We start from the raw sequence: 23,374 nt of genomic DNA, 5'->3' as shown, positions 1-23,374 counted from the left end.
ATCAATCCAAGTTGCTAGTTATTGAAAAATTAGATTTTAGAACAAGGATCAACGATTTTTGATTTCAAGAAGTTGTATTAAATTTAGCATCATAATCCTTAATACCAATGTTTTGTGTTTTTTTTATTTCAAAAATCCTAGGTCGTTAATCGATATTCGCTAATCAATTCTTTAAAGAATTATTATAAGTAGTAACTTAGGTTAATTAGTCAGTAGAGTTAATTATTACCTGAAAGGCAGAATTTAGCAAAAGTTTCCATAACATTTTCAATGTAAGTCTTAGATACAGGTAGATCTATTGCATTAGGCATTTCAAGTTCTAACCATAAATCGTTTTTATCTTTCCGAAGGATTTTTACCCTATCGAAATTTACCATATAGGAGCGATGACAGCGGATTATTCTAGTTTTTCTTAAAGATTCTTCTAACCTTTTTATATTGTTCCTAAGAGTAAACCTTGCGGTTTTATCCTTATCAAGGTAGTAGATATTTACGTAATTATCTGCTGATTCGAGGTATATAAAGTTCTCCAGTTTAATGGAGAAGCGCAATTCTCCTTTCTCATCGTGGAAAGGAAGCATATTTTTGGAGGTCTCTGATATTGGTCGATTTTCTGTTAGCTGAATTAGCTGAATTTTCTTTTCCCTCCACGAAAAATACAACCAAAGAATAGAGTAGGGCAGAAGGATTACCAGTGCTGTATTTTTTATTGATGCTTGGAATATATCACCAACAAACCGAACATCATGTAAAAATAACTTCTCGAAAAGAGTATAGAACACAGCCATAAAAAAAACCTCGGCAAATACCCAAATTAAATAATGCCACAGAAATAAGATGTGTTTTTTTGATATATGGTACATTAAAATTCGGCTGATAACAACAACAAGCACACCTGTTAGAATAACAAGGCTTGAGTAAGCTAGCAATTCCCATTTGGTTACGTTATACCAAGTCTCAACACCAAAAGGTGCGTAAATATTGATAAAAACCAATGCAAATAGTGCCGTGAGTATTATCAGTCGTACAATATTTCCCTTATCGGTTAAATAGGCTGGAATTGGTTTCTGAGTGTCTAACATCATTATATAATCTACCTGCAAAGTTAGCTAATCAACTTAAATAAAGAAGAGAAGAGTACGTACCAAAACTACCCCCATATTTTAAAATTCACCCCGCTATTAATATTTTCGACCCAATTCCTTAAGTAATAACCCTCTTATTTGCTTTGTGGGTGCTTGTTGTCGTAGCTTTGCAATAAAAAAGAAAAATGGAGTTCACCAATAAGTTCAATGAACTAAAATCCCTATTTAATTTGAATAGGGAAATCAATAGCATCGAGAATTCAAACATTGAAATTAGGAATCAATATTTTACCTCCAATACAAGTTTAGCATTTCCTTTTGAGGATGAATATGATTCATATAATTCAAAGCAAGCAATTGTTTTAAGCGATAAGGGAATTAAGGAGAATGAATCCTTTTCGTACCCAGTTTTTATTCCAAAGAGTAACTCAAAATCCGATAAAGCAATTATTCTTTTACATGGGTTGAACGAAAAGAGTTGGCACAAATACTTGCCTTGGGCTTACTACTTGGCAGAGAAAACAAACCGACCTGTAATTCTTTTCCCCATTTCGTTTCATATGAACCGTTGCCCTGAATCGTGGGGCAATCCAAGAGCAATGATGACTCTATTAAATCAGCGACAGAATGATAGTAAGCTAAAACTTTCAACCTTTGCCAATGTTGCATTAAGCGAACGTCTTTCAGAAGAACCTCTTCGTTTTTTTAGATCGGGACGACAAAGCGCAGAGGATATAGTAGATTTATTGCAAAAAATAAAGCAAGGTAATCACCCTTTTATAGCACCAGATGCTCATGTAGATTTTTTTGCATACTCAATTGGTGCGTTTCTTTCTCAAATTCTTTTTATTGCTAACCCAAAGAATTTATTTGCCGATTCAAAACTATTTCTTTTCTGTGGTGGAGCACTTTTTAGCCAAATGCAAGGAACCTCCAAATTGATAATGGATAGTAATGCTTTTATTAGCTTAAGAAAGTATTATTTAGGAGATTTTGTAAATGAATTAAAAACATCAACACCTTTCTCTACTTATATAAAGAATAGTCAATTAGGGAATGCTTTTAGAGCTATGCTGGCGCCAGAAAGTTTAAGAACCTTTAGGAATAATGTTTTTCAGGGTTTTAACGAAAGAATAAAGATAATTGCTTTGAAAAAAGACCAGGTTATACCTGCAAAATATATCCAATCAACATTTGCTTGTATAAAACATAGTGTAAAAAATATGGTTGAAGTTTTTGATTTCCCCTACGATTACTCACACGAGATACCTTTCCCAATATTAAATAGTCCAGGTTGTTTACAGGTCGATAAGAGTTTTGAAAAAGTTTTTATGTCCGCTTCTGAGTTCTTTTTATAGATTGAAATCGAATTATAAGTTGCTTTTAAACCTATCGCAAGAAATTGATTAGGCAAATTGCAGTGTAAAAACGGTCTTAACGCTTGGCTTTGATTCAAAGGTCAAGGATCCTGCATGCAATCTCATTATTTGGCGTGATAGACTTAGCCCAATTCCAGAGCCAGTTTCTTTAGTAGTAAAAAAAGGGATAAAAATTTTAGAGCAATTTTCAGGCTTTATACCTTCTCCATTATCAATGAATTTAATAAGTGGTCTGTTATTATTTTCTTCTATAATAATCTCAATTCTTTTATTACTGCGCTTCTTTAAAGCATCAATACTATTTTTAAGAATATTATTTATTACCTGCTCAATTAGATTGGGATCGATATTGGCTATAACATTAATGGGGTTAATCTTTACCTCTATATTTTCTTTTTTGAATATCTCCAAAAAATTATGAGCGCAGCTGTTAATAATATCGGCAAGATTTATGTCTTTAAGAGTTGGCTGTGGTATTCTAATTAATTTCCGGTAATTCTCAACAAATTCTTTTAACCATAAACTTTTATTATAGATTGAAGAGAAGGACTTGTTCAAATGATCAAGATTTTTCTCAGTAAATTTTAATGGATTCTCAGTATTCCTATCGTTACTTAATATTTGTAATCCAGATTCAGCAAGAGAGATTATTGGAGTGACTGAATTCATAATCTCATGGGTCATTGTTCTAATCAAATTATTCCATGCCTGCATTTCATTCTGGTCGAGAACAGTTTTAATGTTTTGAAAACTAATGATTTTAATCAAATCATTTTGTAGCTTAATGGTGGAGATAGAGTAGGATAGCTGAATTGTATCCTTACTTTCTGTCAGGTTTATTAACTCGTTATTTACTGGATTATTCGATTTAACTTGGTTGGCGAAAAGAGGGTATCTATTTTCTAGAGTACTCCACTGAAAGGAACCGCTGATACTAAGAATAGTTTTTGCTGATTGGTTTACATTCAGAATCTTATTCTCGCTATTCAATGTAATAATACCAGACGGGACATTTTCAATTAGTATTTTAAGAAAATTGAATTGGACTTCTCTTTCAAGCCTAACTTTTTGCACAACATTTTGGATACGCTCAAACGCTTTTTCAACCTCTTTGTACTTGGATCGATGCTTTGTAATCCTAATTTTTGATTGGTAGTTATTCTCCTCAAATGATTGGATTAAATTTTCAATATCATTTTTATAACGAAACGAGTATCTAAAAAATTCAATAACAAGAATAATTAATGTAAGTCCAATTATAATTGAAGAAAAGAACCAATTGGATTGAGTTGCTAGGAATGAAAAGGTTAACATTACTAAAAGTAATCCAACAATTCTAATTATTAGTCCTATTCTATAGCTATTTAATCCCATACTTTTCGAGTCTACGATAAAAAGATGAACGTGTTAAACCTAGTTCTTTTGCTGCTAATGTCATATTTCTATCATTTTTTTCAATTGCTTTTAATATTAAGTTAACCTCAGTATTTGCAATATTTAATGATGAATTATTTATTGATTTGATCTGTTTTTCCGAAAGTAGTATATTTTTAAGATCAAGAGTTTTCCCATCACTAAGTATGACAGCCCTTTCAATAATGTTAATTAATTCCCTCACATTTCCAGGCCACGAGTAATTTGTAAAGGCATTTAAAATTCTTGAGTTGATTTTCAGATTAGGTTTCTCGTACTGCTTTGCAAATTTTTCGATATAAAAGTTTGCAAGTAGAGGTATATCTTCGATTCGCTCACATAATCTTGGAACATGTATCTCGAAAGTATTTAACCTGAAATAAAGATCCTCACGGAACAAACCAGATTTTATAAGTTCTTTGATTGGTTTATTTGTGGAACTGATAAGCCTAATATCAATATCCTTCTCGATTAGTGAACCTATTCGGGTAATCTTCCTGTTTTGGAGTAACGAAAGTAGTTTCGATTGCTGACTAAGATCCAGTGATGTTATCTCATCGAGGAATAGGCTACCACCATTAGCAATCTCGATTTTTCCGGGCTTTGATTCTTTAGCATCAGTAAATGCACCTTTTTCGTAGCCAAAAATTTCGCTTTCAAATAAAGAAACATGAATTGATGCTAGATCTAGTTTAAAGAATATTTCATCCCTACGCTTAGATTTATTATGTATTTGCTTTGCAACTAGATCTTTTCCGGTTCCACTATCTCCTGTAATTATTACGTTTGCTTCTGTTCCAGAAACTTTATCAATTGCATCAAGGACTCTTTTGATTTCTTTACTTTCACCCAAAATATCAATTGTTTTGGTATTTGGATCAGTCTTAAAGTAAGACTGAATTTGTTTTAGGCGCGAAGTATCCTTTAAACTCTTACTTAGTTGAAGAGCTGAATAGATAATACTTATAAGTTTTCTATTATCCCAAGGTTTTAATAAAAAATCGAATGCGCCTTTCTTTACTGCGTTTACTGCTAGTTCAACATCAACATATGCAGTAATTGGTATAACAACAATTTCAGGGTATTCTTTAAGGAAGAAATCGAGCCAATGGATACCTTCGTGTCCATCGGTATTACCCTTTAAATAATTCATATCAAGGAGAATAACAGATATGTCTTTGCTCTTCAGAATTTTTTTACTATTCTCAGGGTGTTGTATACAAAAACAGTTAAAGCCTTCATTTTCAAGCAATACTTCTGAAGCAACTAGAATATCTTTATCATCATCAATAACCAAAATATTAGCCTTGCTCATCCTATAATTTTTTCTTGCAAGATATTAAATTGTCCCAATATCGGACTCCTATTTGTGCAATTTCGAACGCTTTAATAATTGTGAGCATTAATTTCATTTTACATAAAGATCATAATTCTAATGAGATGTGATAATTGGCACAAAATGAGTATAAGGTCTTATAAAAACTAAAAGTTAGAGTATGTTATATCTTGAATATATAAAATGTTAAAAAATAGAATATAAAATTTATATAAGAAATGGAGTAAACCGAAAATCCAAAAAAGAGTAGGTACATATCACTAAATTTTATATAAAATGAAAAAAAGACTTGTAGAATTAACAGCCGAAAAGTTTAATCTCGGCGAATTGATGAGTGCAAAAGCTCTAAATGAAATTAGCGGTGGGGTTTGCAATGGTCAAAATGAAACTTGTATATCTGGAATGATGAGATGTACAGACGTAAGTAAAAGTGGTTGTATAGGTTCTTCAAGTGGAGGGGCATGTGTTGGTGGTTTAGGTGACTGCTGGAGTAGCAATGCCATCGCATATTAGTCATTTTGCAAGGCATTTAAACAATTATTTTAAAAATATAAAGTAATTGTTTTAATCAAAATACAGTTCTTCTACATAATTCAATTATTCATAGATGTAGAAGAATTGTTTATTTTTTATTCATTTTAAAAATCATTCATTATATGAAAAGAATAACAGAAACACAATATATCCTAAACCCTGATTATAATTTCAGAAATGATATCAAAAGAAGTGTAATTATTGCAAATTCAGAATCGCAATGCGAATATTCAAATCAGGAATGGTTATCCTTCATTCATCCAGTTCAGGCAATGATTTTATCATTTTTTTCTTCTCCAATAGCTATTGATAATGTAGTTGAAAACTTAATTGATTTTTTGAATTTAAACAAAGAAGAAGTATTAAATCTTATTAATCCATTTATCGAAAATAAGGAAACGATTTTCACACAATATAATGGGGCTACTTTTAAATTCCCTAAGCGTATAATTGTAAAGTACGAAAGTCATCTTAAAATAAATTACACTTACGCTCCCGAAGATTTTATTTATAAAGAACTGGATTTTGAGACTGCACGTTTAATGAAAAGTCCGTCAGCTATAACCGTAATGGTAACCAATCGTTGCGTTACTAATTGTATTTATTGCTATGCCGATAGAAGTAAGGAAATGTCCTGTATAATTCCTTTTGAACGTATAAAAGAACTAATTGAAGAGGCGAAAATTTTAAAAATAAAAGATGTACACGTTAGTGGGGGTGAATTTTTTCTTTATGAACGATGGCACGATCTCTTGGAGGAACTTTACAAACATGGTTACGAGAAAATATTTATCTCAACTAAAGTTCCTATCAAGGAAGAAGATATAATCAAACTTAAACAATTTCCTAATTTATCGTTTCAGTTTTCGTTCGATTCACTTTCAGGTGATAAACTTCAAAGAATTCTTGGAGTTTCAAGAAGTTACTTAACAAAAATGAAGAAAACGTTTGAGAAGATGGATGAGTATGGTATTTCATACCATGTTTTATCAATTCTAACTAAAATTAATTCTGATAAAAAAGATTTACTAGAGCTACATAATTACCTTTCAACATTAAAAAAAATTAAAAAATGGCAAGTACGTATTGCATTTAAATCGCTTTATAGCTCAACCGAGTTTGAAACAATAAAACTTCAAGAGAATGAGCGTATAGAAACACTTAAATATGTTGATGAGCTAAATAAATTGCAAAAAATAACGGTAGAAATTGATAAATCAAACCTTGAACGTGGTTATTTCTCAGCTGAAAAAGGTAGCAAATCATTTTCTGGTGCGTCATGCTCAGCAAACCGTTCACATATGTTTATACTCCCCGATGGGAATGTTACTATTTGTGAGCAAATGTATTGGAAAAAAAGATTCATAATTGGGAATATTCTTAATAATTCAATTGAGGAAGTATGGAATTCTGCCGAGTCATTAAAATGGGTTAACTTAACAAAGAATGATTTTCGTGATGAAAGTGCTTGTAAAAACTGTGAAATGCTTGATGAATGCTGTAACAAGTATCCAAACAAATGTTGGGCAGATGTATTAAAAGTATATGGTGATGAAAATTGGGACTTTCCGGATCCTCGATGCAATAAAGCACCTAAATTTCTATACGATATAATATAGTTTAGTAAATTGAAATTTGGAAATATAAATATGCTAATCGGAAACAGCTCTTAGGCTATAAATACAAAGTTTATTGAGAATTCTTTCAATATTCGTTGTCCCATAATCGGACTACTAATTGAATCAATACGTACACTTGTGATAATAATAGATTCGCTTTCAAATTATGTAATTATCATAATATTAGTATTTTATTTCCTTTGGCATGGAATAGGTATTAAACTAGCAAAAAAAATATTATGATAAAGAGTTTTATAAAAATTGCGATTAGAAGTTACTTTAAGAATGGAACAACTTCTATTATTAACTTTTTAGGCCTAACTGTAGGTCTAACAAGTTGTTTCTTAATTTTTATCAATGTTAATCGTGAATTAAATTACGATCGCTTTCATGAAAAGAAGGATAGAATATTTAGGATTCTTTCCATTGATAATGCTATTGGTGTTAGTAACAACACTGTAGGAATTACAATTCCTGCTCTTGGGAATGGAATGAAGAAAGAAATTCCTGAGGTTGAAAATGTAGTGAATATATCACCAGTTGGAAAAAGCTTGGTAAAGTATAAAGAGAATACCATCTACTCTGAAGATCTAATTTATTCTGAACCAAGTTTCTTTGAAATTTTTGATTTCAAACTAAAGGAAGGAAATCCCGCAACATGTCTTAAAGATCCTAAAACAGCTATTCTTACCGAAACAATGGCAAAGAAAATATTTGGTGATGAAAACCCCATGGGTAAAGTATTTTCGGCCGACGGTTCAGATGATTTAGTGGTTACAGGTATTCTTAAAGATGAAAAAAGACCATCACATTTTAAATTTGATATTATTCTTTCAATAAGTCCTTCTATTTCAGATACTACTACTGCACAATTCTTAAACTCATGGCAATCTATAGCTATGACTGAATACGCACTTTTAAGGAATCCCAATAATGCTAAGCAAGTGATTGTTGATATGGACTCACTCATGCGAAGGAATAAGGTGCTTGCTGCATGGAAAGCTACGCTTCAACCCCTAAAGGAGGTTCATCTATATTCTAACGATATAATCTTCGATGAATTCAATAAGAGTAAAGGAAATATCAAATATGTTCAATCCCTTTCCTTAGTTGCAATTATTATACTATTAATTGCGAGTTTTAACTACATGAACCTTTCAACCGCCCGATCAACAAAAAGAGCTAGAGAAGTTGGTGTTCGAAAAACCATGGGAGCCTTGAAATTCCAACTTATTTCACAGCATTTATCGGAGGCGTTTATTCAAGTTTTACTATCAATTTTTGTTGCATTGGGAATAGTTGAACTAATCAATCATTACTTCGTCTTTATTGATTCTACAGTTATTGGGTATATTATTTCAAGCCCAATAATTGCTCTATACATGTTAGGATTAGTATTTATTCTAGGTATTATTTCTGGTACATATCCTGCTTTAATCCTTAGTTCATATAAGCCACAAGTTGTATTGAAAGGAAAATTTGAAACAGGTAAAAAAGGATTATGGTTAAGACGTTTTCTCGTTTCAATTCAATTTATAGCTGCATTTGTGATGATTTTAGGCACTGTAGTGGTTGTAAAGCAAGTTAGGTACAGTTTAAGTAAGGATAAGGGTTTTAATACATCTCAAATTGTAAATATTCAGCTTGATAATAATGATGTTAGAACAAAGTATGATGCGTTAAAAACTGAACTGCAAAAACTATCCGGGGTTAAGATGGTTTCTGCATCTGGCTCAATGCCGGGCTTGGGCTTTGGCCGAACGGGTATAACACCTGAAGGTGCGCAATCAACAGATACATGGATTACTAGTATATTCTCAATTGATGAAAATTACATTCCATTAATGAAGATGGAAATGGTTGAAGGGGAGAATTTCCGAAAGGACATATCTCAACAGCCAATTCCTGTTATTGTAAATGAATCGCTGGTAAAAGCGGCTGGATGGGATAAGGGCCTTAATAAGAAAATTAAACTAGGAAGAAATCGTGATGCTATCGTAATTGGAGTCGTTAAGGACTTCCATTTTACGTCAATGCGTCACAAGATAGAGCCAATAATGATAGTCTATAGACCAGGAGTCAATGGGATTCTATCAATAAAAGTTGCTGAAGCAAATATCAGCAATACTTTAAAATCCATTGAGCAAACATGGAAAAGCATTAACGGAAGCATTCCTTTGGAGTACAAGTTTTTCGACGAATCATTTAATCAGCTCTTCGAAAAGGAGCAGGAGTTCTCAAAACTATTCTTCCGATTTACTATTCTATCAATTCTTGTAGCAATGTTAGGACTTTTTGGACTTGCAGCATATTCTGCGGAACAGCAAACAAAGGAGATTGGTATTCGCAAAACTTTTGGTGGAACAACTAAGCAAATGGTATTATTACAATCATATGAATATATAAGACTTGTAGCAATTGCTATATGTATTGGAGTCCCTGTTGCAGTATTTATTATGAGAACTTGGCTACAAGGGTTTGAGTATAGAGTAAAACTTGATGTATTACCATTTGTACTTGCAGCGCTAATTATTCTAATTGTAACGCTTATCACAGTTAGCATTCAATCATATAAGGCTGCTCAGATGAATCCAACTGATTCGTTGAAATATGAATAGTTTTAGATAAATAAAAAAAATGAAAAAAACTTTAAGGATTTTACTGTTATTCATTTTGATTTTATGTCTTAATATTATTACTGCTAGAGCTCAAACCGACTTATCCGAGGGCTGGGAGGTTAAAGTAATGAACGAACGACAACCTCCTAAGCAAATAATGGATTCAATTGGTGTTAAAAAGGGTATGGTTATTGGCGAAGTTGGGGCAGGTCGAGGTCGTTTTACCGTTTACCTTGCTAGAGAGGTTGGTTCAACTGGCAAAATTCTCGCAAACGACATTGATGAAGGTGCGATCAATTCTCTTAAAAGCCGTATTCAACGATTAGGATTTACTAATGTGCAAACTATATTGGGCAAACCTGATGATCCACTATTCCCGAAGAATTCACTGGATATGGCGATTATGGTTTGGGTATACCATATGATCGAAAAACCTGATGAATTGCTAAAGAAGGTACGGTTGAGTTTGAAATCTGGTGCTACTTTAGTTATTCTTGATCCATGTGATGCTGAGATTGATGAGGAGTTTCATATCGATCGAAAAAATTCGAAAACTCATATTCCAACAATTAAAGAGAGGATTGAGAAAAGCGCCAAGGAGAGTGGGTTTGAAATTATCAAAGTAGAAACATTTCTACCCAAGGATAAAATTTATATTCTTAAAATAAAGAATTAATGAATAGTGATAGTTAATCAAGTAATTATAATAGTAACCTATTAATCTTAAGAATTTATGAAAAAAGCAATTATCCTTATTACAATAGTATTAATTACATACTCCGTTGGAAATAGTCAGGAAATTAAGTGGTATTCATGGAGCGAAGGTTATGAAATTGCCAAAAAAGAAAACAAGAAAGTACTTGTTTTTATTTATGCTGACTGGTGTCACCTTTGTAAACGTATGCTTGATAAAACGTTTACTGACCAAGAAGTGATTTCGAATATTAGTAATAATTATGTAGCCGTAAAATTCAACTACGAAATAGATAGCCCAAAAAAGATGACTTATCGATTCAATGATAAGGACTTGACAATTCAAGAGTTTATATTAATGCTTTGGAATGCCGAAAAGGGTCAGCCAGTTCAGCTAGCAGTACCAACTTCGATTTTTTTTGATATTAACTCTAAAAAATCTGAAAAGATTTCAGGTGCATTATCTCCAGCAGACTATATAATAGATCTGAATAGGTATTCTTCAAAATAATCATAACAGTACGTTGCCGATTAATACTCATTTAACATGACATGAGAACACTATTATATTCTTTGATTTTTTGGTGTGTGATTGGAAATATCCAAGTTTATGCTCTGAGCTTAAATGATTTTGTAGACGATAAATTGTTTCTAAACCAAGAGGATGAAATTCAAGTTACTTCAAAAATAAAAACACCAGAACTTGTTTGGGAGTATGATGGAATAGGAAATGGGTATAGCTCACCAGCCATCAATTCCGATTTTGTTTTTGTTACGGGTGAAATTGACACCATTGGATATCTATTCAAATTTAATCGAAATGGTGATCTGATTTGGAAGAATTCATATGGTAAAGAATGGTCACAAAATTTTCCTGGAACGCGTAGTGCGCCAACTATTTATAAGAACCTTGTCTTTGTTTGTTCCGCTTTAGGGGAAATTACATGTTTTGATATTAGTTCCGGACTAAAAAAATGGTCGCTTAGTATGATCACAGATTTGAAAGGAACTAATAATGTTTATGGATATTCAACACAATTGCTAATTGATAATGATGTTCTGTTCTGTTTGCCAGGTGGAAGTGATATAAACATTGCAGCACTTGATTGTTTTACCGGAAAGTTTATCTGGACTTCAAAGGGTAAACAAGAAACCCCAGGATATGGGAATGCAATAATGGTAGAATTTCCAAAGCGAAAAGTGTTTATCTGTTTTACCGAATTCTCATTGCTCGGACTTGATGCCAAATCGGGTGAACTATTATGGTCACAAAATTTGGATGATTTTGGTGAGATACCCTGTAACACTCCAATATATGACGATGGGTATTTGTACTATTCAGCTGGAGCCAAAAACGGAATGGCAAAGCTTCAAATATCCGAGGACGGCTCCTCAATTAAGGAAATATGGAAGAACCTTAAGTTTGATGTGTATTTTAGTGGATTCATAAAGATTACTAATTATTTATATGGCTCAGCCAATAGCTATTCTTCATTGGTTGGAATTAATGCTCAAACTGGCGTGATTGGGGAACCCATAAGTTTCAAGAAAGGCTCAATTGTAGTTGCCAATGGTTTGATTTACTGTTACAATGAAGTTGGTATTGTTGGCATAGTAGAACCTAACAATGGTCAATTGAAACTACTTAGCTCATTCAAAATTACCAAGGGAACAAAAGAGCATTTTGCACATCCAGTTTATAATGAAGGAGAGTTATTTATTAGGCATGGAGATACGCTTTTGGTTTATAATATTAATGCAAAAGATTAGTACTTACTATTCAAATAAAGCACAAATATTCATCTAAAAAACAATTCAAAATGAGAAGAATGCTAGTTATTTCCTTCTTTCTTATGTTTGGTTTTTCTGCTTTCTGCCAGATAACACAAACAGATAGATCATTAGTGGCTTACTTCCCTTTTAATGGAAGTTTAAGCGATGAAAGTAGTAGTAAATTAAATGCATTAGCATTTAATGTTGCCCTTACTACCGATGTAACAGGCAAAACTAATAGCGCATACTACTTTAATGGAGTGAATGCCTATATTGAGGTAAAGAACAAACCATCTATTAACCTAACTGATGCTTTTACCATCAGCTGCTGGATTGCACCTGAATCAAGATTCAACTTTGAATCATGGATATCAAAGTCGGTTCCAAACTCCCAATGGCGTTTTGGATATGGAGATATACGTCTTAAAGATTGGGGTTTTGGTAACTGGAATGGTGATAGAGCAGACTATTTAACAGCTGCCGATTCAATTCCCCTTAAGCAATGGTCATTTGTGACTGCAACGTACAGTAAGGCAACAAAAATGATTACGTTATATTTAAATGGAAAACAAGTTGATGCTTTTGAAGTTGCTTATGATTTTGTTGGTTCAGAACTACCGCTGTTTATTGGTTATCAAACGGATGATGTTTGTTGGTTTAATGGGAATATTGATGAAGTTAAGCTTTTTAACCGTGCATTAAGCGCCATAGAGATTGGTAATTTATATCAAGAATTTGCTGGAAAAATAACTAAACCAATATTCATTAATAAATCTGAAACTTATACCTCACAAAATGGAATGAAGAATTTATTCCATCAATTAGAGCCAAGCATAGTTCCTCTAAGGTTTGCACCAGATTTATTTTGTACAAGAAGAGCAGAAAACAGTTCTCCTACTTTTTCGCCAGATTTGAATGAGGTATACTGGTCAGCTACTCGTCGAAGTAGGGATACAATTTACCAGGAGATTCTTTTTACAAAAAAGGTTGGCGATAAATGGACAGATCCACAGCGAGCCGCTTTCTCATCAGGAAAACTTTACGAGGGTGGACCTGTATTATCTGCCGATGGCAATAAACTTTATACCTATCGTGGTCAACCAATTTTCAGATGGGGGAGAGTACCTAGGAGTTGTCAAATAATAAGCTATACAAAAAATAATAACGAATGGACTAATCCGCAAGTTCTTGCTGATGGTATATATCCAACAGTTACCAAAGAAGGAACATTATACTATAATAGTTTAGACCTTAATACTTTAAGGATTAGGTTTAAGGATGGAAAATATTCACAGCCTGAAACTATCACTAATATTGCATTTCCCGTTGGACGTAATTACCAATCCTTTATTGCTCCAGACGAAAGTTATTTAATTTTTACCAACGCATATACTAACGGAGATAATGGGGATTTTTATATCACATTTCGTGATAAACAAAAAGATTCGTGGACAAGTCCTATACTTATAGACGCAATTAAGACATTTTATGCAGAATACTTTCCTAGCTTAAGTCCAGATGGTAAATACTTCTATTTCGTAAGCTTAAATTTTGAAACAGGGCAGGATATTTATTGGATTAAATCTAGTTTTATTGAAGACATCAGAAAAAAACAGCTAAGTAAAAAATAGTTATTAGAGCTATGTAATGTTTATTATACCTGGTCTTGACGTGATTTAAATAAAAAAAATAATTATAACTTATTAATTAAATACGAAAATGAAAACTAAAATATATTATTCATCAGCCGTCCTGTTTTTTCTACTGCTAGTTGTTGGGCTAAATAATATTTACGCGCAATGGTCGCAGTGGCGGGGTGTAAATCGCGATGGTATTTGCCATGAAGATAATCTGCTTAAAGAATGGCCAGTTAATGGGCCAAAGCGATTATGGGCAGTTAATGTTGTAGGTGAAAGCTATTCTTCTGCTGTAGTTAATGAGAATATTGTTTATACAGTAGGTAGGATTGACTCACTGGAGTATTTATCGGCACTTGATATTAATGGAAATACTATATGGCAAAAACCATTTGGACGAGCTCATAAGGGTGATTTTCCTGAAAGTAGATGTACTCCAACCATATACAAAAATATGATTTATGTTTTTTCGGTATTTGGTGATTTTGCTTGCCTTGATAGTAAAACTGGGGATATTAAATGGAAAATTTGTATTAAAGATAAATTTGGAGCTATTGGGAATCCTGTTTATCAATTTTGTGAATCACCATTAGTTATTGATGATAAGGTGATAATTACTACTGCTGGAATTCAAACAACTTTGGTTGCACTCAACTATTTAACAGGTGAAACGATTTGGAAATCGGAAACTTTAAGAGACACCTGTGACTATGTTTCACCTATTATTATTGAGTATAATGATAGAAAAATGATTCTTGCTAGTACTGCTAGGTATTTCTTTACTGCTGATTTGAATACAGGGAAAATTGGAAGTAAAATAAATAACCTCTATGGAACACTTCCTATTTTAGTAAATAATACAAGTATATATTGTAACGATGGGCAAAGGGGAAGGTTGTTTTCTTATGATCCTCAAAAAAACGATTTCGCTTTTACATGGTGTGATTCGACTTCTGGTTCAAACTATGGTGGTGGCGTGGTTGTAGGAGACAAAATATTTGAATCAAGCCGAAATCCTTCAATCGGACTGCATGCAGTTAACATAAATACCGGAAAAATTGCGTTCTCAAATAAAACTATAAAAGAATCATCTTTAATAGCGGCAAAGGATAGAATTTACGCTTATGATAACATGAACGGCAAAGTATATCTAGTAAAATTAACTGATAACAATGCTGAGATTGTAGGATCATTCAGGGTAACAATTGGAACCGGTATGCATCTCGCCCATATGTCTATTGCAAATGGGATATTATATATTCGCCATGGTAAAGCACTTATGGCCTATGATATCAGACAATCTTCAATTGCCGAGAAATGATACGAAAAACTATAAATCCTATTATCATTCTTTTGTGCATAATTGTTTTATTGCCTTTATCAAATTGTGCACAAGAAGAATTAACTAGCAAAGATAAAGTTGATTTGATCGATAAGGCATCAAAACTACTTAACGATAATTATGTTTTTCCTGATGTAGCATCGAAAATTGAAAAGCACCTTAAATCACAACTATTAAAAGGTGTTTTTAATAGTATTACAAATCAAACTGAGTTTGCAGAGAAGTTGACCAGTGAAATGCAGTCAATTAGTAATGATAAGCACATGCGTTGCTTTTCTAGCAATGGAAGATCAGTTAAAAGACAAAAAAGGAATTCGCCCCTTATTGGAAATGAGTATAATCAGCTAAAGAACGAGCAAGGTTTCTCTTTTTGCAGAGTTGGAATAATTGATAATAACATTGGAGTATTAGATATATACGGTTTTCCGGAATCAAAAAGTGCTGAGAAATCGGTTGATGAGGCTATGAATGCTATTTCATCAGTATCTGTTTTAATAATTGATCTTCGCAGAAATGGCGGGGGAAGCCCAGATCTTATTCGGTATATCTGCAGCTACTTTTTTGATAAGCCAACTCATATTAATAGTATCTATTGGCGGTCAACAAATAAAACAGTTGATTTTATTACTTCAGAGAAGGTAGTAGGGAAAAAGTTAACCAATATACCTGTTTACGTTCTAACTAGTTCATTCACCTTCTCAGGTGGCGAGGAGTTTGCCTACAATTTTCAAACCCAGAAAAGGGGAACTCTTATAGGTGAGGTCACTGGTGGTGGCGCTAATCCAGGTGATGTATTTCCAGTTAATGAATATTTTGAAATTTTCATTCCTACTGGTAGAGCAATAAATCCAATTACCAAAACAAACTGGGAGGGTAATGGTGTAAAACCTGATATTGAGGTTGAAGCAGCAAAGGCATTTGAAGTTGCAATTAGTAAAATTCAAAAATAGTTAATTCAAAAATTGAATATCAAATGAAAAATCTAACATTCACATTCTTACTATTGGTTTTCGCAATACCTCTATTTTCGCAAACCAATATTTCTGAATCTGAACTCGATAAGAAAGTTCTAGCATATCTAAAAAATAACGATTCAAAGTGGGAAAGCCACCATATCCCTGAATCGGATGGAAAAGCATTCTATGATATTATTATCAAAAATCAGTACAAAAGTGTAGTAGAAATTGGAACATCTACTGGGTATTCCACCATTTGGCTTGCTTGGGCGCTGAGTAAAACAGGTGGAAAACTAATTACAATCGAAATTGATAAGGAACGATATGAAACCGCGCTTAAAAATTTTAAAGAGGTTGGTTTAGCTGAATTTATCGATGCCAGATTGGCGAATGCTCATGAGTTTGTTTATAAGCTAAATGGTACAATAGATTTTGTGTTGATGGATGCAGATATCAGCACAGATTACTTTAAAGCGTTAGCTCCGAAGTTGATTAAGGGTGGTGTATATATAACTCATGGTAATAGGAGTGAGGATAACGATTATGCGAAGTATCTTAAGGGTTACAAAGATTTTGAAACCAATTTTAAGACCGGGGGAGGTTTTTGTTTAAGCAAAAAAAAGTAGAAGGAATACAATTTTTTTGAATCATCTATTGCCGAATCCATCGAGCAAGGGTATTTGGTTTATTGTAAGGATAATTAATACAAACTAAAGATGAAAAAATCTACAAAAAAAATCTCAACACTGTTATTATTATTTGCATTTACAATTACCCTTTCGGCACAAGAAATATTCGATGCTGTGCTCGAGGGTGACCTTGCAAAAGTTAAAGAACTTGTTGGGAAAGACTCGCAATTGGTTAATGCAAAAGATGCCAATCAATCGACTCCACTTCATATTGCAGCTGAATTAGATAATAAGGCAATTGCAAAGTATTTAATTGAGAAAGGGGCTGATTATACAGCCATGAATGGCAGCATGCATACTCCGTTGATGGTATCGGGTTTAGCTGTTGCCAAGCTATTGGTTGAAAAAGGTGCTGATATAAATTTCGAATCACCCAATGGAAACTCAACAGCACTTACTTGGGCGTTACTTTTTGAAAAGAAAGATGTAGCAGATTTTCTTTTAGATTCAGGAACTCATCTTCCCAAGGAGGGAACACCAAATTGTTTTATCAACCTACAGGCAGCCTTCAAGATAGGATGTTTAAAATACCTTGATAAATACCTTGCAAAGGGTTATCACCCTCTTATTGAGGACGAATCTCAAAACACCTTGCTTCATTATGCAGCAGAAGGCAACTCGATTGAATTGATAGATAAGCTAATTAACCTTGGTGTTCCGATCAATAAGTATAATATTAGTGGCCGAACCCCACTCCATATTGCTGCATTCAATGGTAACCTTTCAGTTGTCGAACTTATAGTTAAGAAAGGAGTTGACAAAAATGAGCGAACCATTGATGGAAAAACTCCCTATAACCTTGCTAATGAAGCTCAAAAAACAGAAGTGGTAAATTACCTGATATCAGTTGGTGCAGATAAAAGTGAACCCAAATTCCCAGTACTTGAGGGGGAGTATCTTGGTCAACCAAAACCAGGCAAGACGGCTGTACCCTTTGCACCAGGAATAGTTGCTGTGAATAACCGTTTTCATGGTTCGCTCACATTCTCTCCCGATGGAAACGAAGCCTACTGGAGCATTCAGGAAGAAAATAGTTTATACACCTCTAAAAGAGTAAATGGACGATGGACTATGCCCGATACTGCTTCATCCATCTCTACTGGCGATGTTCCGTTTATTTCTCCCGATGGGAGAAAGTTCTATTTCTTAGTTCAATTAGAGGCAGAAGGTCAAACTAAAGAGGTAATTTGTGCAAGTGATAAAACACCAACAGGTTGGTCAAAACCATACTTTTTACCCGACATTATCAACTCAACACCAGGAATACACTGGCAAGTATCTGTGGATGGAAAAGGCAATCTATTTTTTGGAGCTAGACAAAATGGTGGCATAGGTTCCATTATTTACTACTCCGAGTTTACTAATGGAAATTATAGTGAACCAAAAGAGTTGGAAAGTTTAAAGGGTATTAATGCTCACTCTCCATATATCTCTCCCGATGGAAGCTATTTAATAGTTTCTGTCGAAATGGATAAAGAATTTCTAATGATTCTATTTAGGAAGAAGGATGGCACATGGACACAAGGAAAGGATATTACCGACCTTATTGGAAAAACAGGAATGTGCCCCATTGTCACACATGATGGGAAGTACCTGTTTTTTATTTCTGATATTCCATATTGGATAGATGCCTCATTTATTGAAGATTTAAGACCGAAATAGTAACTAATCGATTAGTTGAGTAGCAATAATATTAGTTGTTAATTTGTATTAGTTAGAGAAATATCTGAAAACAATACAATAATGGAATATTATGAAAAAGCATTGAAGTTGAACACTCGAAACACTAATGTTGCAAAGAAACTTAAGGGGTTGAAAAAGATTGATAGTTTATTTTATGTTTTTTATCTAATTCTGTTAGGGTTCAAAGTCCTGACAGATTTACATTTAATAAACATTCAAGTCAATTTCATTGCCTTCAACGAATGTGGCAATTTTACCCATTTTCTTTTGAATTACTTTAAAGTGATGCTCATCTTCTGGTGTGATAAATGAGATAGCTTCGCCACGTGATTCAGCTCTACCTGTTCGGCCAATTCTATGAATGTAGTCTTTCGGCGAGCGGGGTAATTCGTAATTAATGACACAAGGTAAAAACTTGATATCAATCCCTCTTGCCATAAGGTCAGTTGCCACCAAAACTCTAATTCTTCCTGCTTTAAACAGACTTAAAGCGGCTGTTCGCGAACCTTGACTTTTTTTACTATGCATGGCTGAAGCATCAATTCCGTTCTTGTTAAGTTTTTCAACCACCATATCGGCACGATGTACTGTAGATGTAAATACCAATACTTGCTCAAGATTGTTATGAATAATAATATATCTCAGCAATGGCCCTTTTTTCTCTTCGGCGATACGATAGGCAGTCTGCTCAATTAAATCCAAATTAGCTATCTCTTCATCAACCTTTATGATAAGTGGATCGTGAAGTAGATTTTTATTGATGGTATTTATGTCATTACTAAGCGTTGCTGAGAATAAAAGGGTTTGACGTTTTGTAGGTAATAGATCAAATATTTGTGCCATCTCCTCTTTAAATCCAAGATTTAGCATCTTATCTGCTTCATCCAAAACCAATACTTGAACAACCGATAGCGACACCGCTTTTGATGAAATTAATTCTAATAATCTACCGGGAGTTGCTATTAAAATTTCTACGCCCTGTAATTCTATCATCTGGGGATTAATGGAAACTCCTCCATGAACCGCTAAACATTTTATTTTAGCAGGTAAATAGCTCCCAAAGGCGTTAAAAGCATTATTTATTTGTATGGAGAGTTCTCTGGTGGGCACTAGTATCAATGCTTTTATATGCCTATTTATTGATGGTGTTGTTTGATGCTGAAATTGTTCTAGAATGGGTAAAACAAAACTTGCAGTTTTACCAGATCCTGTTTGTGCAATTCCTAGAATATCTTTTCCATTCAAAATAGCAGGGATAGCCTCTTTTTGAATAGGGTAGGGTGTTGTGTAATTTTGTTCTGCTACTGCTTTTAATAATGATGATGATAATCCGAGGGATGAAAATGGCATAGGTATATTTTTAATTTAAAAGATATGTTTCAGGGGCAAATATAGGTCTTAAAATTATACTTCTTTTTAAATTGTATATTTGCAGATAATTAGAGACAACATAGTTTCTAAAACTAATCTGAAGCCTTATAAATCGAGGCTTTTTTTAATATGACCCACTCAAATATACTTTCGCGTTTTAATATCACTACCTTGAACGACATGCAGAATGAAATGCTTATAGCAATTCATCAACCAAATGATGTCGTACTGATTTCCCCAACAGGTTCCGGTAAAACTATAGGTTTTTTACTGCCTATCTTACAATTATTGGAAGTAGATAAGATTGGGGTTCAAACTTTAATAATTGTGCCAACAAGAGAATTAGCCATTCAGATTGAGCAGGTATTTAAACAGATGGGAACAGTACATAAAATTAATTGCTGTTATGGAGGGCATGAGGTTCGTATCGAAGAGAATAATTTACAACACCCACCAGTCATTCTTGTTGGTACTCCCGGAAGGTTGGCACACCATTTACGACGAAAAAACTTGTTGTTAGATGATACCTCAATACTAATTTTAGATGAGTTTGATAAATCATTAGAATTCGGATTTAAGGAGGAGATGGAATACATTATAAATCAATGCAGAAACCTTAAAAAACGAATTCTTACTTCAGCAACTGCTTTGAAAGAAATTCCCGATTTTGTTGGTGTCAAAAACTGTACAGAGTTAAATTATACGGATAGTCAAATAGAGTCAAAATCAATTTTAACTATTAAATCGGTAAGGGTAAAGAGCGACGATAAATTGGAGGCTTTAATGCTTTTATTGGGTCAGATTAAATCGCAAGCTACCCTTGTTTTTTGTAATCACAGGGAAGTGGTAAATAGAATATCAGATCAATTAACACAAAACAAGGTGGATCATGGTTTTTACCATGGCGCTCTAGAACAAATTGATAGGGAGAGAACGTTGATTAAATTCAGAAATGGAAGTATTAATATTTTGATTACTACGGATCTTGCTGCTCGTGGTTTGGATATCCCTGAAATTGATGCGGTGATTCACTATCAATTACCAGCTACGGAAGATGTGATGATTCATCGAAATGGTAGAACAGCCCGGATGCATTCCAATGGAACAGTCTATTTTTTATTAGATATCGATGATTATTTACCACCTTTTGTTGGGACAATTGATGGGGAAGAAGAACTTCCTAAAACATTGACTTTGCCGAAGCCATGCGACTGGAAAACCATGTATATTGGAGCAGGTAAAAAGGACAAAATCAATAAAATGGATATTGTAGGTATGTTAATGCAAAAGGGGCTATTACAAAAGGATGAACTTGGAAAGATTGAGGTATTGGATCATTCGGCTTATGTAGCCATAAAAAGAAGTAAAATTGTTAGGACCCTTCAGCTAATAAAGGAAGAGAAAATTAAGAACAAAAAAGTTAAGATGGAGATTTCGAACTAAAGAATGAATTTTTTTGCTTTTTCGATAGGATAAAACCACAAATAGGTATCTATTTTACATGTTAATCATCATTAAAAAATGGTAACTTATATACAGATAAGATTCAAGCAAAAGTAGCGTATTAAAGAAGCCTTTAACACCCTTATTAGATTACTTGAGCAATGATTAATTCTATGATATTAATAATTTTATACTTGGAGGTGCTATTTAACATTATTATTTTAATTGAATCAATTACTTCTAAAATAGTATGAATAAAAAACAATCTGGACGGATTTACTCATTCGTTTATATTCTAATTGCATTATTATATATAAACAGTTGTAGTAAAGTTGAGAAAGATAAGCTACCTGTTTTAACAACATCTATTGTTAGCAATATAAAACAAACAACAGCAATTTGTGGTGGTATTATTAGCTCTGATGGTGGGGCTCAAATAACCTCTTGTGGTGTTTGCTGGAGTACATCAACAAACCCAACTATAACATGTAGTAAAACATCCGATAGTAATGAAAATAGGAAATTCATAAGTTCAATAATTGGCTTAGTTCCGGGTGTAACCTACTATGTTAGAGCATATGCTATAAATATTGTAGGTACAGCATATGGAAATGAGATAAGTTTTTCAACAAACCCAACTTTGTTCACTTTAAAGGCATCATCTGTAACGAAAACGTCAGCAATATGCGGTGGTAAAATAACTAGTAATGAAGGGAAAACAATAATATCTCGTGGTGTTTGCTGGAGTACTTTTTGTAATCCTACTATTAATGATGATCATACAATAGATGGTTCAGGTGCTGGTCTTTTTACAAGTACTTTAACAATGTTAAAGAAAAGTACTACTTATTATATAAGGGCTTATGCTGTTTATGTTGATACAATTAACTATGGTAACGAAATCAGCATAGCTACTTTTTCTGATGCTGTTGTTGATATGGATATTGATGCTGACGGTAATAGGTACAATGAGGTTATAATTGGAACTCAAACATGGATGAGCGAGAATCTAAGAACCACCAGATTCCTTGATGGTAGTTCAATACCAAATGTAACTGATGTTAGCCATTGGAAAAACGAAACCGAGGGAGCATACTGTTGGTTTAAGAATGATATAACCAATAGGAGTGTTTATGGAGCTCTTTACAATATTTATACAGTGTTAGACAATCGAAAAATATGCCCTTTAGGTTGGCGTTTACCTTCGGATGATGATTGGGTAATTCTGGAAAATTTCTTAGGGGGAAGGGATGTTGCGGGTGGCAAGTTGAAAGATTCATCAATATGGGCAAATCCAAATACTGGCGGCGATAATAGTAGTGGTTTTTCTGCACTTCCTGGTGGATATATTATTGGGCCAGGTATGTCTGGTTTTGCAAGGTATAGTTGTTGGTGGTCAAATACTATAGTCGATGCACCAGATTTTTGCCTATGGTCTAGAAGATTGAGTTTCGATGAAATGTCTATCGAAAAGGAAGCAGTACACGTCAACACTGGTTTTTATGTTCGGTGTATTAAGGACTAAAATGTATTGTACTAACTTTAACTTGATTTGAATAATGCAGTAAAATTTTAATCATCAGTAATTTAAATATTTTTCTGTTTTTAAAAATTGAAGTATTGAGATTTATTACAATATTTTTCTTGCATTGTAGATTTTGTAGAACTCTGATTCGGTTTCATTTTTTCATCCTTTCAATCTATAACTTTTATAATTACAATGAATTTATGTCAATATTTATTGTCCAGTATATAAAGTAAAAAAGCCCAGTAATGGGCTTTTTACTCCGTATGTTGAGAATT

18 protein-coding genes are annotated in these 23,374 nt (G+C 33.3%); 14 read left to right on the top strand and 4 right to left on the bottom strand.

Annotated elements, in window-relative coordinates:
• Positions 1–218: 218 nt before the first annotated feature.
• Positions 219–1,082, bottom strand: a complete 864-nt coding sequence (locus tag HOO91_13990) for a LytTR family transcriptional regulator (GenBank protein NOU18663.1) — start codon at positions 1,080–1,082, stop codon at positions 219–221.
• A 188-nt stretch (positions 1,083–1,270) separates the two neighbouring features.
• Between HOO91_13990 and HOO91_13985 the strand changes: the two genes are divergently transcribed.
• A complete protein-coding gene (locus HOO91_13985; protein NOU18662.1) occupies positions 1,271–2,443 on the top strand; it encodes a hypothetical protein in 1,173 nt (390 codons plus the stop codon).
• Positions 2,444–2,491: 48 nt separating this feature from the next.
• On the opposite strand, the gene HOO91_13980 is transcribed toward HOO91_13985, so the two are convergent.
• Positions 2,492–3,838: a hypothetical protein gene (locus HOO91_13980; GenBank protein NOU18661.1), complete on the bottom strand. Its 1,347-nt coding sequence runs from the start codon at positions 3,836–3,838 to the stop codon at positions 2,492–2,494.
• Positions 3,825–5,192, bottom strand: coding sequence for a sigma-54-dependent Fis family transcriptional regulator (locus tag HOO91_13975; GenBank protein NOU18660.1), 1,368 nt, complete (start codon positions 5,190–5,192; stop codon positions 3,825–3,827). Before HOO91_13975 ends, HOO91_13980 begins: the two co-directional genes overlap by 14 nt.
• A gap of 297 nt (positions 5,193–5,489) precedes the next feature.
• Here HOO91_13975 and HOO91_13970 point away from each other — a divergent pair, with 297 nt between their 5' ends.
• The 11 genes from HOO91_13970 to HOO91_13920 all read left to right on the top strand — a co-directional run bounded on the left by HOO91_13970 (position 5,490) and on the right by HOO91_13920 (position 18,736).
• Complete coding sequence (locus HOO91_13970) at positions 5,490–5,726, top strand: hypothetical protein (GenBank protein NOU18659.1); 237 nt, start codon at positions 5,490–5,492, stop codon at positions 5,724–5,726.
• A 143-nt stretch (positions 5,727–5,869) separates the two neighbouring features.
• On the top strand, positions 5,870–7,366 hold the full coding sequence (locus HOO91_13965; GenBank protein NOU18658.1) for a radical SAM protein: 1,497 nt from the start codon (positions 5,870–5,872) through the stop codon (positions 7,364–7,366).
• A 239-nt stretch (positions 7,367–7,605) separates the two neighbouring features.
• On the top strand, positions 7,606–9,984 hold the full coding sequence (locus HOO91_13960) for an FtsX-like permease family protein (GenBank protein ID NOU18657.1): 2,379 nt from the start codon (positions 7,606–7,608) through the stop codon (positions 9,982–9,984).
• Between the two features lie 19 nt (positions 9,985–10,003).
• The gene (locus tag HOO91_13955) at positions 10,004–10,660 is read left to right on the top strand and encodes a class I SAM-dependent methyltransferase (protein NOU18656.1); all 657 of its coding nucleotides are present in this window, start codon (positions 10,004–10,006) and stop codon (positions 10,658–10,660) included.
• 57 nt (positions 10,661–10,717) lie between these two features.
• Positions 10,718–11,188 (top strand): DUF255 domain-containing protein, encoded by a 471-nt coding sequence (locus HOO91_13950; GenBank protein ID NOU18655.1) that lies wholly within the window; start codon positions 10,718–10,720, stop codon positions 11,186–11,188.
• A gap of 41 nt (positions 11,189–11,229) precedes the next feature.
• Positions 11,230–12,447 (top strand): PQQ-binding-like beta-propeller repeat protein, encoded by a 1,218-nt coding sequence (locus HOO91_13945; protein ID NOU18654.1) that lies wholly within the window; start codon positions 11,230–11,232, stop codon positions 12,445–12,447.
• 50 nt (positions 12,448–12,497) lie between these two features.
• Complete coding sequence (locus tag HOO91_13940; GenBank protein NOU18653.1) at positions 12,498–14,081, top strand: hypothetical protein; 1,584 nt, start codon at positions 12,498–12,500, stop codon at positions 14,079–14,081.
• A gap of 88 nt (positions 14,082–14,169) precedes the next feature.
• The gene (locus tag HOO91_13935; GenBank protein NOU18652.1) at positions 14,170–15,408 is read left to right on the top strand and encodes a PQQ-binding-like beta-propeller repeat protein; all 1,239 of its coding nucleotides are present in this window, start codon (positions 14,170–14,172) and stop codon (positions 15,406–15,408) included.
• Positions 15,405–16,379 (top strand): S41 family peptidase, encoded by a 975-nt coding sequence (locus HOO91_13930; protein ID NOU18651.1) that lies wholly within the window; start codon positions 15,405–15,407, stop codon positions 16,377–16,379. The genes HOO91_13935 and HOO91_13930 overlap by 4 nt, the downstream gene beginning before the upstream one ends.
• Positions 16,380–16,402: 23 nt before the next feature.
• Positions 16,403–17,011, top strand: a complete 609-nt coding sequence (locus HOO91_13925) for a methyltransferase (GenBank protein NOU18650.1) — start codon at positions 16,403–16,405, stop codon at positions 17,009–17,011.
• Positions 17,012–17,101: 90 nt separating this feature from the next.
• A complete protein-coding gene (locus HOO91_13920; protein ID NOU18649.1) occupies positions 17,102–18,736 on the top strand; it encodes a hypothetical protein in 1,635 nt (544 codons plus the stop codon).
• Positions 18,737–18,961: 225 nt separating this feature from the next.
• On the opposite strand, the gene HOO91_13915 is transcribed toward HOO91_13920, so the two are convergent.
• Positions 18,962–20,107 (bottom strand): DEAD/DEAH box helicase, encoded by a 1,146-nt coding sequence (locus HOO91_13915; protein NOU18648.1) that lies wholly within the window; start codon positions 20,105–20,107, stop codon positions 18,962–18,964.
• 150 nt (positions 20,108–20,257) lie between these two features.
• Here HOO91_13915 and HOO91_13910 point away from each other — a divergent pair, with 150 nt between their 5' ends.
• Positions 20,258–21,571 carry a DEAD/DEAH box helicase gene (locus tag HOO91_13910; protein NOU18647.1) on the top strand — a complete coding sequence of 438 codons (1,314 nt, stop codon included), beginning with the start codon at positions 20,258–20,260 and terminating at the stop codon, positions 21,569–21,571.
• 250 nt (positions 21,572–21,821) lie between these two features.
• Positions 21,822–23,096: a hypothetical protein gene (locus tag HOO91_13905; GenBank protein NOU18646.1), complete on the top strand. Its 1,275-nt coding sequence runs from the start codon at positions 21,822–21,824 to the stop codon at positions 23,094–23,096.
• Positions 23,097–23,374: the final 278 nt, after the last annotated feature.

The organism is Bacteroidales bacterium (assembly GCA_013141385.1).
Taxonomy (GTDB): domain Bacteria; phylum Bacteroidota; class Bacteroidia; order Bacteroidales; family Tenuifilaceae; genus UBA8529.
The sequence above is the reverse complement of the archived record's forward strand: the minus strand, read 5'-3'. Positions and strand labels throughout refer to the sequence as shown.